At 46.9% G+C, this 18474-nt stretch carries 16 protein-coding genes; 1 reads left to right on the top strand and 15 read right to left on the bottom strand.

Features of this window, described 5'->3' with window-relative positions:
- Positions 1-52: 52 nt before the first annotated feature.
- The 15 genes from MKZ12_RS12760 to MKZ12_RS12690 form a co-directional block, all read right to left on the bottom strand.
- A complete protein-coding gene (locus MKZ12_RS12760; protein WP_339242004.1) occupies positions 53-805 on the bottom strand; it encodes a metallophosphoesterase family protein in 753 nt (250 codons plus the stop codon).
- A 101-nt stretch (positions 806-906) separates the two neighbouring features.
- Positions 907-1914: an LLM class flavin-dependent oxidoreductase gene (locus MKZ12_RS12755; protein WP_339242002.1), complete on the bottom strand. Its 1008-nt coding sequence runs from the start codon at positions 1912-1914 to the stop codon at positions 907-909.
- A 246-nt stretch (positions 1915-2160) separates the two neighbouring features.
- Positions 2161-4098 carry an LTA synthase family protein gene (locus MKZ12_RS12750; RefSeq protein ID WP_339260723.1) on the bottom strand — a complete coding sequence of 646 codons (1938 nt, stop codon included), beginning with the start codon at positions 4096-4098 and terminating at the stop codon, positions 2161-2163.
- A gap of 116 nt (positions 4099-4214) precedes the next feature.
- A complete protein-coding gene (locus tag MKZ12_RS12745; RefSeq protein ID WP_339260722.1) occupies positions 4215-6581 on the bottom strand; it encodes a putative PEP-binding protein in 2367 nt (788 codons plus the stop codon).
- A 291-nt stretch (positions 6582-6872) separates the two neighbouring features.
- Entirely contained in the window at positions 6873-7190 is a 318-nt protein-coding gene (locus MKZ12_RS12740) for a hypothetical protein (RefSeq protein ID WP_339260720.1), read from the bottom strand.
- 84 nt (positions 7191-7274) lie between these two features.
- Positions 7275-8882: a helix-turn-helix domain-containing protein gene (locus MKZ12_RS12735; RefSeq protein ID WP_339261392.1), complete on the bottom strand. Its 1608-nt coding sequence runs from the start codon at positions 8880-8882 to the stop codon at positions 7275-7277.
- 161 nt (positions 8883-9043) lie between these two features.
- Complete coding sequence (locus tag MKZ12_RS12730) at positions 9044-10042, bottom strand: ABC transporter substrate-binding protein (protein WP_339260718.1); 999 nt, start codon at positions 10040-10042, stop codon at positions 9044-9046.
- Between the two features lie 186 nt (positions 10043-10228).
- Positions 10229-10603, bottom strand: coding sequence for a hypothetical protein (locus MKZ12_RS12725; RefSeq protein ID WP_339241994.1), 375 nt, complete (start codon positions 10601-10603; stop codon positions 10229-10231).
- 22 nt (positions 10604-10625) lie between these two features.
- Complete coding sequence (locus MKZ12_RS12720; protein WP_339241992.1) at positions 10626-11288, bottom strand: 3'-5' exonuclease; 663 nt, start codon at positions 11286-11288, stop codon at positions 10626-10628.
- A 60-nt stretch (positions 11289-11348) separates the two neighbouring features.
- The gene (locus MKZ12_RS12715; protein WP_339260716.1) at positions 11349-11927 is read right to left on the bottom strand and encodes a histidine phosphatase family protein; all 579 of its coding nucleotides are present in this window, start codon (positions 11925-11927) and stop codon (positions 11349-11351) included.
- Positions 11924-14143: a class I SAM-dependent methyltransferase gene (locus MKZ12_RS12710; RefSeq protein WP_339260714.1), complete on the bottom strand. Its 2220-nt coding sequence runs from the start codon at positions 14141-14143 to the stop codon at positions 11924-11926. The genes MKZ12_RS12715 and MKZ12_RS12710 overlap by 4 nt, the downstream gene beginning before the upstream one ends.
- Positions 14144-14215: 72 nt before the next feature.
- On the bottom strand, positions 14216-15028 hold the full coding sequence (locus MKZ12_RS12705; protein ID WP_339260712.1) for an aminoglycoside phosphotransferase family protein: 813 nt from the start codon (positions 15026-15028) through the stop codon (positions 14216-14218).
- A 14-nt stretch (positions 15029-15042) separates the two neighbouring features.
- Complete coding sequence (locus MKZ12_RS12700; RefSeq protein WP_339260711.1) at positions 15043-15633, bottom strand: GNAT family N-acetyltransferase; 591 nt, start codon at positions 15631-15633, stop codon at positions 15043-15045.
- Between the two features lie 8 nt (positions 15634-15641).
- Positions 15642-16088, bottom strand: coding sequence for a RidA family protein (locus MKZ12_RS12695; RefSeq protein WP_339260710.1), 447 nt, complete (start codon positions 16086-16088; stop codon positions 15642-15644).
- On the bottom strand, positions 16085-16987 hold the full coding sequence (locus MKZ12_RS12690; protein ID WP_339260708.1) for an AraC family transcriptional regulator: 903 nt from the start codon (positions 16985-16987) through the stop codon (positions 16085-16087). Before MKZ12_RS12690 ends, MKZ12_RS12695 begins: the two co-directional genes overlap by 4 nt.
- Positions 16988-17114: 127 nt before the next feature.
- Here MKZ12_RS12690 and MKZ12_RS12685 point away from each other — a divergent pair, with 127 nt between their 5' ends.
- Positions 17115-18404 carry a Gfo/Idh/MocA family oxidoreductase gene (locus MKZ12_RS12685; RefSeq protein ID WP_339260706.1) on the top strand — a complete coding sequence of 430 codons (1290 nt, stop codon included), beginning with the start codon at positions 17115-17117 and terminating at the stop codon, positions 18402-18404.
- The last annotated feature ends 70 nt before the right edge of the window (positions 18405-18474 follow it).

Here is an 18474-nt window from a genome sequence, read left to right as displayed (position 1 = left end):
ATCGTACAACCTTATAAATTAGCATATGAATTCCTGATACGCAACGAAAATATTAAATCTCGGACTCTTCCACGCTCTGCCCTTGCCGTACAAAAAAGGTCTGTAGACTGCCATCCTCGTTAATCTCCAGCATGTTCAATTGTGCTCCATAGGCACAACCACCATCAATGCCAATTTTGTCTCCGCTCGGGTCAAACCAAATGCCTGACTCATCATGCAAATGCTTCACGGGTGTGTGTCCAAATACGACCGTCTCTCTAATCGCCGTTGGTCTGGAATAGAATGGTTCCCGAATCCAAATGAAGTCCCGCTCGGACTGGTTTCTCCAATCTTCGATATCCGGGTTGATCCCGGCATGCACAAAAATATAACCCGGTATCTCGTACACCAGCGGAAGCTGATCCAGAAACTGAAGATGATGTTCATAATGTGTACGTATCCACTGTTTGGCTTCAGCATAAGCTTCCCAATCGATCTGTTGCTCATCATATGTAAGCTCCAGATCTAGATAACTTGCCATCGTGTTTAATCCACCATTACGAATCCAATGCTGATCATATTGCTCAACATCCTGAGTCAGCGCCTTGACCATCATGGCATCGTGATTGCCTTTAATCACTATAATATTGTGCCGTTGCTGAAGCTGCATAATCTGTTCGATGACCTGCCTGCTGTTTGGACCGCGATCCACATAATCACCCAGCAAAATCAACTCATCTTGCAAAGGATTATAATCTGCAAGCTTAAGCAATGCATTCATTTCATCGTAACAGCCATGAATATCACTAATGACACATCTGCGCATATGAATCTCTCTCCTCTCCCTGATCAAGCAAGAGTATAACCGGAACCTTGCAAGAGCAAAATTCCGGTCTGTTCAGAGTAGTTATTCCCGCTTGCTGATTATTAGTCCTGCTTGAGTCCAAAGGCTTCTGCAATCAAGCCGAATGAGCGTAGACGTGCTTCGAACGAATGGATCGCTGACGCGATAATGACTTCATCCGCTTCATGACGTTCAGCCATAGCGGTAATTTTGTCTCTCACCTGATCCGGTGTACCCACGATGGAAAAAGAACGACGTTGACGGATCTGTTCCATCTCCATCGCTGTGAATGGATAGTTGTTCACCGTCTCCAGGGATGGGAAGGAACTCTGTTCAAGTCCCCGTCCGAGTCGCAGGAAGAATAGTTCATTGCTGCGCGCCAGTTCAGCCGCTTCTTCCTCTGTCTCTGCACAGAACGCCGAGACAGCGATCATGGAATGGGGTTTGTCATTCAGGATGGACGGCTTGAAATGTCTACGGTAATGTTTCATTGCTTCTTCGCCGCCTGGTGTACCGAAGAATTGGGCAAACGCATACGACGTCCCTTGCGCAGCTGCAATCCTCGCACCTTCGGAGCTGGAACCTAGCAACCACACTTCGGGTACCGTTGGAACCGATGGTCCGGCTACCAGAGACGCAAACCGATGATCCTCAGGCAATTGCTCGTGGAAGTATCCGCCTAGATCCGCAATCTGCTGTGGGAAGAATTGTACATTCGATGATTTGCCTTCGTTCAGCGCTCTGCTGGCAATCGGCATTCCGCCTGGTGCTCTGCCAATTCCAAGGTCAATCCGCCCCGGATGCAACGCTTCCAGCAGACGGAAATTCTCCGCAACCTTATAGGCACTATAATGAGGTAACATGACTCCACCGGAACCTACCCGAATGTGATCCGTATGTGCAGCAACATGTGCAATCATCACTTCAGGACTGGAAAAAGACAGTGCACCACTACCGTGATGCTCCGACATCCAGAAGCGGGAGTATCCCAATTGATCCGCATGTTGCGCGAGTTTCACCGTTTCCTGCAGCGTATCCTGCACACTCCGTCCTTCATTGATATGTCCGTGTTCGAGTACACTTAGTTTCATATATATTCAATCCTCTCATCTGTTAGGTTCTTGATCTCTATGAATATGAGTTCTTGCGGATGTTACACGCTATTGCTCACTTCATTCTTGCTTGTTCCATTGTAACATTAATTATTACAGTTTCAAACTTAGTTATCCTCTTTTATTACCACACTTGTGTAAGAAACATGCAAAAAACGCCACCAGTTTTGAACTGGTGACGTTTGGATGTAGCGTTGAGATCTAATCTCTTTCAGAAAAACTCAGTTATGGCGCACGTTTCGGTAACAACTTCACATACTCGTCAGACAGTTTCATCAGGCTGAGCACATGTTCATAGTCGGCACGATAGGGTTCCAAATCCGTTATCGGCTCATACGTTTTGAGTGAGTAAGCTGTTCCATCATCAAACCCTGCACCCGGAATAAACATGATGTCATTGTTGACAAATGACCCCGTCGGCAAGTAATACCGGATACCGAAGGCATTATGATCCATGTTGAGCAGATCATGTCCGAAGGCAGTGAACTTCTCGTCCTGGAGCGAAACGCCCATCAGATTCATGATTGTTGGCAACATATCCAGCTGACCGCCTGGCTGCTCAATGACTTGCCCTTTGCTCTGTTTCGGTGTGTGAATCATTAACGGAATGTTGAATCGACTTACTTTACCGTCATAAGGGACACCGAGATTAGCCTGAATCTGTTGTGTAATCTCTTCGTCAGCAGGCAGACCGAAGTGGTCTCCGTAGAGCACTAGGGTTGTGTTATCCCATAATCCGTTGGCCTTCAACTCATTAATGAGTTGACCAATGGCATAGTCCGTATAGTTGATCGACTGCAGATAATCGTGAAGCAGTTTGTTTGTGATCGTCGCGGGAATCGTAATTCGTGCACGATCGGCAGGAACCGTAAACGGCGAGTGACTTGATGCCGTGATGAACTGAGCATAGAACGGCTGATTTGCAGCCTGATGCGCAGTCATTTTTTCCACACCTACACGGTACAACTCTTCATCTGATGGTCCAAAATCATTAAACTTGTCATTCTCGAAGCTCGGCTTGTCGAAGTAACGAGTGAATCCGAGGGCCGGATACATCTTGTTCCGGTTCCAGAAGGTAACGTCATTGACGTGGTACGTCTCGGACTCATATCCCTCTTTGCCCAGTAATTTTGGAAGACTTGGCAATTCGCGGTCACTATACCCTGCCGACATGGGGACAACGCCGGTTGGATAGATAGACGTGTTCGACATGAATTCAGCGTCTGATGTGTTTCCCTGTCCAATCTGTTGGAAGAAATGAGAGAAATAATAGCTTTCTTTCGCCAGATCATTCAATACCGGCGTTAATTCCTGACCGTCCAATGAAGCATTAATTGGAAAATTCTGAAAGGACTCCAGTTGCAGTACAATCAGATTACTGCCTTTGGCCTGACCAAAATATTTGGCCTTCACGGCTGAGCCGTCACTCGGTTTATCCTGATATGGATACTTGCTAACCAAGTCATTGATCTTGGCAATCGTTTCGTTAATGTTGCCATTCGCAATGGCCTCATTCTCTTTGCTTGTCATAATAGCAGATGAGACCTGGTAGTTCAGAAAACCGAGATTTTCGGCGCGAACCAGTTCGTTATCAATCGTTTCACCTTTGACAATAAAACTGCCAGACAACACGATGCAGAATGCAGCGGTAAGCGCAACACCGAGCTTGCCCCAGTAACGTCTGCGAACTCTGCCGAACGTCAGACCGCTATCGCGGTAACTGCTGCGGTTACGCCCACCTGCACGTCTGCGCATAATCAACCATATTGGCAGTGCCAATACGATGTCTGCAAAAAACAGAAAGTGCTCCGGTCGTACCAGAGGTCCGATACTGCCCCGCACTTGCGCAACCTGACCTAACTCACTTAGCACGGTATATGTGGGTACCGAACTGAAATGAACGTTATACAGCGTTGCCGCGAACAGAAGCAGAGAAAACAAAATATTGAATCCCCCATAAACGGTTCTCTTCCAGCCTTTGGGCACAATCAGATCCAGTATGCATACCAACGCTAATGCACCTAATGCGTCAGTCAACAGACCAATGCCGGACAGACCCTGGAAAAAGAAATACCTCAACAGTGACAGCTTCAACAACATAAGAATGAATAACACGGCGAATAAAGTCCGTGATGAAGTTCGTTCATTATTGGAATTATACATGGTCGCTTTCAACCCTTACCCTGAAATTTTACGTTCCCTTTACAAAACGCATATTTCAGTATAACAGTTTTCTGTTTGCTATTCCATGGAAGTTCCGTGCAAGATAGGCTGCGTGTTTACGCAATGGTGGATATATCTGCATTCTGTGTGTTCGTAACCTCTCTCTGTTCCTCAATGGCTGCTTGTGCAGCTGCAATTCGTGCATAAGGGATCTGTTCAGGCAGACAGCTTACGTAATCCATTCCAATACGGTGGCAGAACGTAATCGATTCCAGATCCGCCATATTTTCTCCGCAGATCCCTGTTTTCAAATGAGGTTTTCGAATTCGCCCTTGGACTACCGCCATCTCTATCAGTTGCCCGACTCCTTCAATATCGAGCACATGAAATGGGTTATTCGTTACTGTACGAGAATCCGTATCACGTTGAAGGAATCGCTTCTCGGCTTCTTGACGACTATATCCAAACGTCATCTCTGTGAGCTCATCCGTGCCAAATGTGAAAAAGTCTGCCTGTCGAGCGATGTGAGTCGCCGTCAGCGCCGTTCTCGGAGCTTCGATCATCGCCCCAACTCTATAGTGACAATGCCGTCTCTCCTCACCTAGCACTTGGTCAGCCACATGATCCACCAGATCTCTCAACACCTGAAGTTCATGCACATGACCGATCTGCGGGATCATAATCTCGGGGCGTACCCACCAGCCTTGACGGATGCCTTTCACTGCTGCACGGAATATTGCTTCAAGTTGCATATCCATAATTTCAGGGAACACGGTACTCAGACGACAAGACTGTTGCCCAAGTGCCGGATTGTGTTCGTGCAATTCACTGACTCTGCGAATGACGCGCTCCAGTTCCTCCAGTTCACTCTGGGGGTCTTCTTGCTTCTGCGGCTCATCGGCTTGTAACCATTCACGTCGTTTCTCCAACACGCCCAGATCCGGTAGCAATTCATGCAGCGGCGAATCGAGCAAACGTATAGTTACCGGGAATCCATCCATCGCTTCGAACAGCTGTTCAAAATCAGACTGTTGCATCGGTAACAGACGCTCCAACCCTCTCCTGCGCTCGGATTCACTATCAGCCAGAATCATTTTCTGTACAAAAGGTAGCCGCGCAGGTGACAACAGCATGTGCTCCGTCCTGCACAACCCGATTCCCTCCGCCCCCAGTTTCCGTGCTGTTATGGCATCCTGCGGTCGATCCGCATTGGAAAGTATCGTCAACTCTTTCACTTCATTAGCCCATTCGAGCAGCAGTTGCAGATCGGATGAAGAAGGTGAAGCTGAGTTATTCTTAGAGGTTGCATGCTCATCATTCGTTCCTAGCTGGATCTGTGTGGGAAGATTTCCAATGCTCTCTCCTCTGCCCGAATCTGTATAATGCTTCAGCACTTCCGTGATATGCCCAGGTTGGATACGCAACAGTGCTTCCTCCCTGGTAATGAGTCCTTTATGGGCAAAATCCACAGCACTCCTCAGTAAGGCTGTAGAAGATAATCGGGCGGGCTGGGTGTACACAACATACAACGCGCCGGAATCAACTACAAAGGTAATCTCCTGCACTTCTCCCTCACGCGTCTCCAACTGGCTGCCTATCTCCAGCAAACGTGTATATAGCTCAGATTGGTTATCTCTTAGCCGCTCCAGACCGTGATCCGTTAGATCGGTGTTTCCCGTTAAAAAATACTGTCCAATAATTCCCTTCTCTCCTGTAAGTGGGTTACGTGTATATATTGTTCCGGTCCCGCTTGAGTCTCCACATTTCCCATGCATCATGGTTTGTATAAGAACAGGAGCGCCTGGCTCCGAAGAAAAGTAAGTTGGTTTACGCATGATCTCATTCTGAGATCTGGATGCTTGAACACGCTGTGAATGATATACCGCACGAACTGCTTCATTGAATTGAAGTTGGACATCCTGTGGAAAAGGGCTGCGACCCTTCGCTTCAATTAAATATTTAAATTCGGTAATGATTAATTCAAGCTCCGCTTCATCCCCATCCTTGACGTTGCTCGATATTTCTGTGAAAAATTCAGACGGAATTCCATGTATCAACTGTCCATATTCCTTTAAGTAATGAAGGTAACATTGGAGTGCATACAACCGATTACCGGTATGACGTGCGAGTCCTTCCACAGTGACATCGTTTAGACCAACACTTAACAATGGATGTATGGCAGCATCTGATGATTGATCACGATCAGTACGTACCGCGAGCAGAAGCGGATTCTCCGAATGTCCGAAGAATTTACCGGTTTGCTGTTCCAGGTGCCGGATCGCGTTCACAATCTCTTCCTCTCCTTCACCGGAAAGATGTCCAAGACGGGTACAGAACTCGCGACAGCATTCCGTTGTGACTACAAATCCGGCCGGGACAGACCAACCTGCATGCTTTAGCTCCGCAAGATCAGCCCCTATACTGCCCATTAGCCCCTTCATCTCTGCCGTACCTTCTTCCAACAGAATTACCCGTTTTGTCATTACAGCTCTCCCATCCGCCATTCATGGCTATGCTTGAAGACTTCATCCTGCTTTACAGATTAGCCTTCACTCTAATGGTATGTCGTAATCTTTCAGTCAAGGACATCCGCTTTTGCATTTTGTGCTCGTTATCCTGTTTTTTTGTAAACGCTACACTAAAATGAGATGAATCAAGCCTTTTGAGTAGTTGTATTGGTTCATTTATCGTGCTAAACAAAAAGAACCCCCTCCAGCCTGAGCTGAAGGAGCTTCCCATTTTTTTGTATTCACTTACCTCAAACGTCATATGTTTTATTCCCATTCACCTTTTTTGACGTAAGTTGCTTCATAAGCAACAATTACATTTGTTTTATCTGTTACCTTTTGTAAATCATCGACTACAACATCTTCTTCACCGTAGTCTACTAAACTGGAATCAACTTTCTCGTAGACCCCACAATCCCTCACATAAATTACATCTGGATGCTCGGAATCATATCTTAAGCTTTCCGGAAGATCTTCAGGCAAGATTTCATGCGATTCGGCAACCGTAGTCCTCGGTACCTCTGTAACAGGAACCATTCCAATAACAGCTACTACTAAAAGCGATGCCCAGATATTTTTCTGCATGTGATGTCTATTCTCCTATTCATTTTTCTTCGAGTTTAATTTAATTATTGAAACCAGCTTGTTTGTAGTTTTAGCTCCCATTCCTCAAGCCATAAACCGCAATACATCCTCAATCTTCTTCCCATGGGAGATCACACCGTAGTTCATCCATGACATGAAATCCACTTCATACACATTACCGTTCCTCACCGCAGGCAGACGTTTCCATTCATCCCGGTCGAGCAGTTCGCGCTCAACTCCTGGTTCAGCAGAATCCCCAGTATCAAAAGTAATCAACAAGTGATCCGCATCAAGTTGGCTTAACTGCTCCAATCCAATGGAAATCCTGCGCTCATGTCTTGTCCATTGCTGCACACGGGAATGCGGAGTTAGTCCAAGATCCTGATAAATTACAGGGCCCACGTAACCTTGCTGATTCCCATAGAGAGTAATATCCGACGCAGATATACGCAAAAACGCCACCGTTTGACCACGCATATAACGTGTTAAACGTCCTTTAGCTTCCAATGCCTTGTCCTCATACGCACCAATTACATCTTGAACCCGATTCACCTTTCCCAACACATCGGCTGTTGATCTAAGAATGGAACGCCAATCCTCTCCCAGATGATCTACGTAAAACGTAGGTGCTACTTGCTCAAAGCGGTCCAGATTCCATCGATCATATCCCTTATTCAGCATGATAAAGTCAGGTACAATACCCGCACTGAATTGAGCATCCTGCTGGCTTACATCGAATTCGGGCACATCATCCAATCCCAAATAATGCTGTCTACCCCAGGAGTGATGTGAATATTGCAACACAGGCTTTATCCCCAGGGCCAACACAAAGTCTTCCAGATACGGAGCAAAGACACGAACCTCTTGACGGTGATGACGACGATATAACCCAGGTGAAATACCAGCATACTGCTTGAATCGGCGACCAAAATAATACTCGCTGCTGAATCCCACATTCTGTGCAATCTCATGGATGCGATCATCCGTTAGCTGCAATAGTTGCTTCGAGCGCTCCAGCCGAACCGTATTCACATAATCAAGCGGAAGCTTGCCTGTCATCCTTTTGAATTGCCGAGTGTAGCTGGCTCTGGTTAGACCAATATCTGCCGCGAGCTCGTCCACGGTTATCGTCAGATCATAGTGGTCGTCAATATAACGAATTGAACTTTGAAGACGGGCACGGTCATCTGGTGCATCAGTTTCGGGATCACTCTGGCGAAGCAAGGCACGGAACCACTCTTGGAAACGAAGCTGTACCTCCCATTGCTTCAGCCAATCGCCAGTGACCTGTTGTCGCAGTATTTGTTCCAAGGCCTCCAGACAGGAACTCCACGGACTGTAACTCAGCTGAATAAGAGGGGGCGCTTCTTGATCTTCAATCCCTTTAAGAAACTCTTGCTGCTCAGTCGTGATTATCGTAGGCGAATGGCCTGAAATATCTTCTTTCACCTCAGCCACCACCAGATCAAGCTTATAATATTGCAAATTACTTTCTGTCCAAGGAGAGTCTTCTATCTTAATCGGTGTTCCCGCTGGAACAAACATAATCATTCCTTTTTCCAAATGAAATTCCCGATCGGAGTAAACTATCGAACCCTTTCCAGACGTAACAACAAATATGGAGTGTGAAGACGATTTTTTATGTAGCAAACGTTTATCGATCTCAGATTTATCGTGATTTATGTACTCCATATGTTGAAGCGTGCACAGCCAGGGCTTGGGAATCCATTGTATTATCGTGGGGCACATGTTCATCGTCCTTAACTGAGAATTATTATCATTCAAAATAGTGTATACGAAAAAAGAAAGCTCTTCAACCCTCGCTGAAGAACTTTCTTTCTTATAGGATTATACTATGGAGTCATCTTTTCCAAGAGATCATCAATTTTCATGGAATTCGCTGTAATTGCACCTGATTGCCAATGTGATCTTTCCATGATGTACACCTGATTGTTTTTAACCGCTGGAAGGGATTGCCACAACTTGCTGTCAAGCACCTTCAAAGCTTCCTTGTTCTCGGGAGATGACCATTCTCCATTAGAAGGGAAAATGATAAGATGATCCGCATCAAGCTGCGGGATGGCTTCCTCAGACAGAATTTCCTGATATTCCTCCATCTTGCTAACCAGAGGATGCGGTGTTAGACCGAGCTCTGAATAAATAAATCCGGTCAATCGATTTTTCACACCGAACAGTGCCAGTGTGTCATCGTTAACATTCAGCCGGACCACTGCGACGCTCTCGTCCCCGACCGCTTCCTTCAGTTTCGATTTGGCATCTGCAATCTTGGCCCCGAATGCCGCAGCAACTTCTTCACCCTTGTCTGATTTACCTACAACATCGGCAATGGTTTTTAACATTTGATCGGAGTCCTGCAGTACTTCCTCAGGCAAGCGATACGTTGGTGCCACCTTGGAATACATCTCATATTTCTCCATGTCCGCTCCCCCATCCACAATGATGAGATCCGGATCATATTGCAACAAGGCCTCAATGCTGCCTGTAGTATCAAATTGCGGCACATCCATTCCTAAATACTCCTGCACACCCCACATCGGATTATACCACTGCACGACAGGTGTAATATCGAGCGCCTTCAGATAATCTTCTACATAGATTCCAGCAATTCGTTGTGGCTGAACCGGAATCGTTACATCTCCAAATTCATCCTGAACAACTCGTGTCGCAGGCTCTGTCTCGGTTCCAGAAGTATTTTCTCCCGAAGCTGCACTTTCAGTTGCAGGAGTCTGTTCCGCATTGGTAGCGGTATTTGTACTACATCCCGAAATCACCAGACCCATGAGCAGTAATGTGATCGTCCACCCTTTTATACCTTTAATAAAACCTACCATGATACCCTTCACCCCTATATGATCTGTAGATATAATCGTGAGAATGATATACACATAACGTATAATGATTATCATTCTCATCTATTGCTTAGGTGAATTGTAACTCATGCTTCAACCGACTCACAATGTACATTTGATGCTATTTTTTTATACAAACGAGAAGAGCCAACGTGGCTCTTCCCCCGCTTATCGCAGGGGCAACCTACCTTGACGATAACTTTCCAGCAGCTTGTTCACAAAGATATCATTCACCATATCCTGTAACAGTGCAGCGCCAATTAAACCCAGATCATCACTCACATACCCCGCTAACTCAGGTTCGCCAGTGAGTGCTAACGTTTGTTTGAACGCCTGTTCCCTGCATGCGCGCAGCACCTCTTCTTCAGCCACAGCAGTAGCTTGAGCCCATCGTTCAAAGGATTGCATCCACTCGTCAGCAAACGTTGAGGCATCCCTGTCATCCAGATAAACCTCTACATCCAATCCTTCGAATGTCTGCTGAGTCAGAATCCGTCCTTCGTTAAGTTCCGACAGCAGCTTCTCCACATCTGTTCTGCTCATCGATCTCCCCTCCAGTTCTTCATTATGTCAGATACATCTCAGGTATAACAAAACGCTTCATCATGCGCTTGGGATCAGCTGTAAAATGATTCAATTGAAGTTCCTCGTATTCACTAAGGATACATTCAAAGATACCAGCGATCACACCACAGTCTGCCAGAGCATTGTGCCTGTGAACTCCATCTGTATTCAGATCGTAATACCGAATCAGAAAATCCGTAGAGACGACCTCGTTAATCTCAGGATGAATGTACGTGAACATCGCTTTTGTATCCAATACCAGATTAGTGAACATCGGGAGACCATACTCATCACAATGTCGCTTCAAGATGGGCAGATCATATTCATATCCGGCTTGGGTCACAAGAACGCTATCACCAATGAATTCCTGAAAGGACTGAAATGCTTCTACAAACGACGGAGCCTCTACCATATCCTCATTCGAAATGCCTGTTAATTTGGCCACAGCTTCTGGTATAGGTTTGTCCGCCCGTGTAAGTGAAGAAAATGTTGTATTACATTGTTGACCTCTTTGGTAATGCATCGCACCAAATTGTGTCACACTCTCCACCACAGGATTAATGCCCGTACCTTCGAGATCAAATATGCAGTACATTCTATCCTGTAATGGGGATACGCTTAGATTTTCAATAAAGTATGTATCAGGTAACAGCGTCATTTTCATCCGTTCAACTCACACCTCTCTACTCTCATCACGCTTAATGCATTTCTCATATATTACCTGTCACTCCCACAATCTTGTTACCTGGACCAACATGTGCGTACCATCAAACTGCAACTTATAGATATCCGGCATCGTAGTCTTCTCCCAGAAATCATAACCGTAGGAAGCGTCATAGTGTTGAAAAATAAGCGTCATCACGTCTCCATGGGTTCCGATGACTACCTTGTGACCCGCATGTTTATCCAGAATTCTATCGATCACCGCTACTGCCCTAGAGCGAGCCTGTTCACCAGACTCTCCACCAGGATACGCATACATAGGATCACGGTATAACCGCTGCTTGGCTTCACGAAAATTATCGTGCGTTACATCCGAACTCGACAACTGGCGTTCACGCAGATCTTCCTCTGTCACCACAATTCCACCTGACCGATCTGCCAGAATCTGAATTGTATCCACCGCTCGCCTGTACGGGCTGGAATAGAACAGTTGAATCTGCTCCCCTTGGAGCAGACTGGCAACCGTCCCTGCATCTTGATGACCTTGTTCTGTAAGCCCACGCTCGCGCTCTTGTCCTTCAACATACCTAGACTCCGCATGTCTGACAAAATACAAAAACGTACTGGCCTCGCTCATCATCCATCCGCCAACCCCTTCTTCTCAATGACAATCAGGCAGGTACTGTCTGGCAAAGGCGCAGGGGAACCATCTTCCTTCATGAAGATCATTCGTTCTCCAAGTGCTTCCGTATAACCCTCCTGAAGGAAATGTTCGAAGGTGATCATTTCGGCTTGTTCGCCCAGCGCTTCTAGAATACAGTTCTTATAGTCGGTCGGCGTAAAGATACCGAACTGTTCCTGTATCTCATGTACATATGCCTCTTCCCCCCACGTATAGGTGTAGAGAAATTCCATCGCATCGTTGATTGGCATGACGACCTCATTGTCGGAGATCCGATCATATTGAATTGCACGTCCCTGAAAATCCTCTGCATACCGCTCCAGCCATCGCATCCCATCCGGTTCCAGGAAACGAATCCGGCGCTTTCGTGCCACCGGTTCACTCATGATGCCATCCCGAATCAGAATTCTTCCTCCAGGTGACAGCACACGGAATGAACTTCTCAGCGCTGCTACAACCGTATCGGAATTAAATCTTCGACCGTCCAGTTCAATATATGAATATAACTCATGCAGAATGGATGAAAAAATAACTGTATCCACGGAGCCTGGCTGCACATATTGCTCCAGTTGCAGGGCATCGCCCTTCATCACTTGCCAGCGATGTCCCTCGCGCTGCTTTTTGCGCTCCAGCGCTTCAATGACATTGGCTGAGATATCGATACCGATCGGCTCCACTTCCGGTTTTTCCTGCTCAATCAGATCCAGCAGAATCCCTCCACCTGGACCAATATCAAGTACCCGTTTACCGACAATATAGTCGAGCAGTACTTTTTTATAATCACCTGAGCTGTTCATATCGGACAAATACGTTTCTTCGTTGTGGAACCGGTCATAGGCATCCCGCCGCAATCCGAACAGGTCAAATAACAGCAGCACAGCCTTCTCATATAATGGTGACTTTTCCGCTTCAATACAGAATGCGATGAGCTTCTCGGCAGCGGGGGAAAATTCGAAGGTCACGAATAATGTATCCGGCAGATCCACATGACGCTCCATGCGATGGGTTAGATGGGGATAGACGATCTGCTCCCCTGCCGCAATCTGTTCCCACGTGTATTGTTCCAAATATTTTTCAATCATTCGTTTCTTGTAAATATTGAGCTTCTTGACCCCTTTGTAGTCGTAATACATCGTATTCATCAATGGTTCGAAGCTGATATGGCGGACTATATCAGACTGCTTCTCGATGGATGTTGGAGTCATACTCTCGCTACGTAGCGTCAACAGGAACACTTTCACCATCTCCTGCAACGAGAAATCCTGCATGGCCGACTCTACATACCACAGGGTACGATGGGCCAGCGGAGCCAGTATCTGTTCCACATCCAGTTCCGTCTGAAGTTTGGCATAAGCCGTATCCATAGCTTCTCCCTGCCGGATGGATGAACTTCTTAATCGGGATAACCGTTCCTTCACGCTCCAGTCCTCATGATCCGGTCCAGCAATAATCCAGCCTACAATTCGCTTTACCTCAGCCTGAACATGAACCCATAACGCTGGATCAACGGCTGCAATAATGCACTCATTTAATGCCAACAGAATGGTGTGCAGTTCTTCTGCAGTAAGCCATCCTTTGGCGATCAAGTCGTGCAGCGGAGCATTCTCGGCAAATGGAATCTCGCCGCGTATGTATTGACCAATAAGTCCATGCGTAGCAATTAGAGTACGAATAACCTCATGCCTTGGTGTGTGTGAAGTCAACACAGCATGCTTGCTTATATGCGCGTTCTTACTTAAGGCATCGCTCAGAGAACCAGGTTGATTTATACTCGTTCCCCCGCTCTTACTGATGTCATTATCCAGATGCTCTGGCCCTTCGTATAGATCATATAACTGGGCGGACCCCACATTGTGCACAAACAGATTAACGCCCTGCTTCTGCCATACACGCCGCTGCTCACGTGATCCGGCCTTCGCTGTCTCTGACCAGATTAGAACCTCCTCCAGAATTTCTCGCACCCAAAAAGAAACCTGAAGCTTCTCCAGCACACGCAGTGTACGCTCGGTGTAATCCAGCACCGGATTCGTTCCCTCAAGTTCCGCGATGGAATGAATGCGTTCGAGGTTAATATGGGGTTTCTCTGCTGCTGCCAGCAGTTGCAGCCACGGCTGCTGGGCCTCCGGCGTGTTACCTGACTTGTATGATTGTATGGCCATTAATGATTGCAGCATGAATTCGTCCCCTCTCGTTCTCTACCCTACCTGTCATCGTAGTGTCTGTGTAAATAATCTTAAAGTTAACTTTTATAACAGACGAAGTCGTTCCTGAACCAACTTGAGCAGCTGCTCCACCTCTTGAGCAGGCAGATCCTCATCAAGACGCGCGGCAGCAACGGGAAGTATCCAGGATTCGATTGATTCACGTGTAATCCCGGACAGTTGCATATAATGATGCATGTAATATTCAACCAGCGACTCACGAGCCGTTTCAAACCCCATTCGTACAGCAGGCTCTGTATTCTCCGGCAAAGTGCTGCTCATTAATATTACCCAGCTTCGAGCCGCATCACCCGCAGGATCTCCTGACATACCAGTCATCCAATCGATAACCCAGTATTGATCGCCAGCATCACTGAGCATAACATTATCGGGGTGAAAATCGCCATGACAGATTTGCTGTTGATCAGGCAATATTGTTAAGTATGAGAGGATTCGCGCTTGATCACCCTCTGATAATAATCGAACATTGCGAATTGCTCCGGATAAAATCTGCTTCTGTGAGGGAAGTGTTCCTTCATCATCTCGTTCGCAATGAAGTCTGTAATGACAGTCAGCCATCATGAACGCCAACTGCTCCAGTAATTCAGGTTGCTGAATAATAAGGGATAACAGGGTATTCCCCTGAAGTCGTTCAAAGACAATGCCCGCACGCGGCGTAGTATGTTCTATTAAGGATATTGCTTGTGGGACGGGTAGTCCTTTCTTGTACGCCAACTCACTTATTCTAAATTCATTTTGGACCGCTTCGAGTGGAAAATCCATTCGATATAACTTCATAATGTGCTCGTTCGAATACGCATAGATTTCCGCAGTTCTTCCCTGACCAATTCGCTCCATATCTACCCGCCCTTTTACTCGAACTCAATTCCTCTGACTTTAGAGAAAACCATATAATCGACCAAAGTACCTGTACTATTCCGCCGCATCTTGCGTAGTGTGCCTTCCAGTGTATAACCCGCCCTTTCAGCTACTTTGGCACTTCGCACATTACGCGCATCACAGCGTATCTCCAGACGGTTCGCCTCCAGATGCGTAATGGCAAATTGCTCAATGCCTTTCACCGCTTCCGTCATCAACCCCTCACCAGCTCGTGAAGTTCGAATCCAGTAACCAATCTCGAAACAACGTGCATTCCAGTCGATGCGATGTAACCCGCTGCTGCCTACCAATTCATCCGTGTGTCTGTCTCGCAGATGAAGCATCAGGTCGGTACGTTCCAGATATTTCAGTCTTGCTCTGCGAACAGTCATCTCGGACTCTTCCAATGACGGGATCTTCTCCGCAAAAGGTAACCACAACCGCAGCTGCTCCGCACTTTCACGGACCGCTTCATTGACTGCCGCACCGTCCCCCCACTGCGGGGCACGAATCGTGAGGCGTTCCGTTTGGAAGCTCTCGGGAATCGTTAGCATAATTGGATTAAATGAAGACGATTCTGTCATGGTTAGATCTACTCCTCTACTTGAAATATGGAGTCAATGATCAAGGGCAAGTTGTCTCTCACAGATACGGCACCGAATACCGAACGAGCGTGTACCCCCTGATCCCCAAATACCTCCATCATCAGATCCGAGAATCCATTTAGCACTTTATGATGCTCCTGATACGAAGCGGCCGCATTGATAAAACCCTGTACTTTAACCACTCTCTTCACCCGATCCAGTGAACCCAGCACATCTCGAACGACAGCGAGCACTTCCAGTCCGGCATTCCGGGCAAAATCATATCCCTGCTCAGTTGTGAAGTCTGATCCCAGTTTGCCACGTTCGGGGATATCTGGTCCTTTACCGGATACGTACATGATTCCATTAACAATAACAGCATTCGCATATTTTGCTGCGGGCGCGCTGGCCTGTGGTAAAATGATCCCCAGTTCATTTAATCTTGCTTCAATCATCGTATATTCTCTCCCTCTTTTATGGTCCTCACGGAACCTGATTCCTTATATTCCTGCCTATAGACTCTTGGTGATACCTGAACAGTACGCTTGAACATCTTGCCAAAATGAGAGAAGTTACTGAATCCCGCAAGCCAGGCGATATCCGTAATGGATGCCTCACTTTCCCGCAGCAAACGCTGTGCTTCCTTCACCCGTAACAGATTCAGATAATCACTGAAGGTAAAGCCCGTCGTTTGTTTGAACAATCGACTCAGATAATGCGGACTAATGCGAAACATACCCGCCACCTCCGGTAGTGTCAGTGGCTTCTCATAATTCTCATTCAGGTAACGAACAACGGCCTGTGTCTTGGGATGAAGAACCGGCTCACGATCATCGGAGCATAACCTGCCCAGATGCTGATTACGATAGGCTTGCAGCAACAATTCAATAGCCCGGTGACGAAGCAATAGGTTGCTTCCCGGCTGGGGACGAAGCATCTCATCGACCATTTCGCTAACCATGCGCTGCAATACCTCCGTGACCTGTGAAGGAAACCTTATAATAGGGATCTCCCAGCAGAAGGGCTCCTTCAAGGCTTCAACTAACTCCGTTGAAATAGCCATGGCTGCAAAAAGCTCAGGCTTCAAATACAGCACCATCCGCTCATGGTCGGGCATGCCACTCTCCAAGGTCTTATGCACCGTATTCCGGTCAACAAACACCAGGTCACCAGCCTTTACCCGGTAGGTCCGATCCTTGATGAAATAGATACGCTCGCCAGACAACAGGTAATACAACTCATAATGATCATGCAGGTGGTCATCCGTCATCGAGAAATATCCAATGCGACGATCATATTCAATATGTAGTAAATCCGTGGGATCATGAAAATCTGCACTGAAAGGTTCTGTCATGTCGGCCTCTCTCCTTTCCATAAATTATAGCAAAATATGCGGCATTTGAAAGCGGTTACGCATAAAATGCGGCGAAAGAAGTACTCCCTTGTTATAGTCTAAAGCTATATTCAAGGAGGCGATAGACATGAGTAGCAAGAAACGTTATGTATTAGTCGGAACCGGCGGCCGTGCGGAATTCTTTTATGGTGCATTAACCCGGGATTACAGGGATACTTCCGAGCTTGTCGGCTTTTGTGATATAAATCAAGTCCGCATGAACTACGCGAATCAACTGTTGAAGGAAAAGTACGATTATCCCGAGGTACCCACCTATCCTGCGGATCAGTTTGATCAGATGATTGAGAACGAGAAGCCTGACTATGTCATCGTAACCAGCGTTGACCGTACCCATCACAAGTACATCATTCGCGCGATGGAACTGGGTTGTGACGTTGTCACCGAGAAACCAATGACGATCGATGAGGAAAAATGCCAGGACATCCTGGATGCAGTCAAGCGCACTGGCCAGAACGTCAGGGTTACCTTTAACTACCGTTATGCGCCGCACCATACGAAGATTCGGGAACTTATTCTGGATGATACCATCGGAAAAGTCACGTCCGTTCACTTTGAATGGCTGTTGAATACCCGCCACGGGGCAGATTATTTCCGCCGTTGGCATCGGGACAAGCGTAATAGCGGCGGACTGCTCGTGCACAAATCCACCCATCACTTCGATTTGGTGAATTTCTGGATTGGTTCGCAACCGGAGACCGTGTTTGCATTCGGTGATCTGATGTATTACGGCAGAGAAAACGCAGAAGAACGCGGTGTAACGCAGTTCTACAATCGAGCAACCGGCAACCCGATTGCGAAGGAAGATCCATTTGCACTGCATTTGGATTCGGATGCTCATATGAAGTCCATGTATCTGGATGCCGAATCAGAAGATGGTTATCAGCGGGATCAAAGCGTATTTGGGGATGGCATTAACATTGAGGATACGATGGGTGTGCTTGTGAAGTATCGGAGCAAAGCCATTCTGACGTACTCCCTCGTTGCCTATCAGCCATGGGAAGGTTACCGTATTGCCATTAACGGCACCAAAGGCCGGATTGAGATGAACATTGTGGAGCAATCCTATGTCAATTCATTAGGTGACAAAAGTAAAGAAGGTGCATTGATCGGTAAAACATTGCGGGTCCTTCCGATGTTCGGTGCGCCATATGAGGTTGAAGTGGAGGAAAAAGCAGGTGGACACGGCGGTGGTGACCCAGTGCTGCTGAATGATCTGTTCGGAGAGCCTGTAGAAGATCCGTTCCATCGCGCAGCTAATCATGTGGACGGTGCCAGATCCATTCTGACGGGCATTGCGGCCAATCGCGCCATCGCCACGGGTTTGCCTATCAACGTCAACAATCTGGTTCGTTTCTAAGTCTCCCAGGTCTTCACTACATTATTAATTCTTTAAAGGCTGCGCATATCACGCAGTCTTTTTTATATTT

Source organism: Paenibacillus sp. FSL R5-0713 (genome assembly GCF_037973325.1).
In the GTDB taxonomy this organism is placed as follows: Bacteria; Bacillota; Bacilli; order Paenibacillales; family Paenibacillaceae; genus Paenibacillus.
This window is presented reverse-complemented; position numbering and strand designations above follow the sequence as displayed.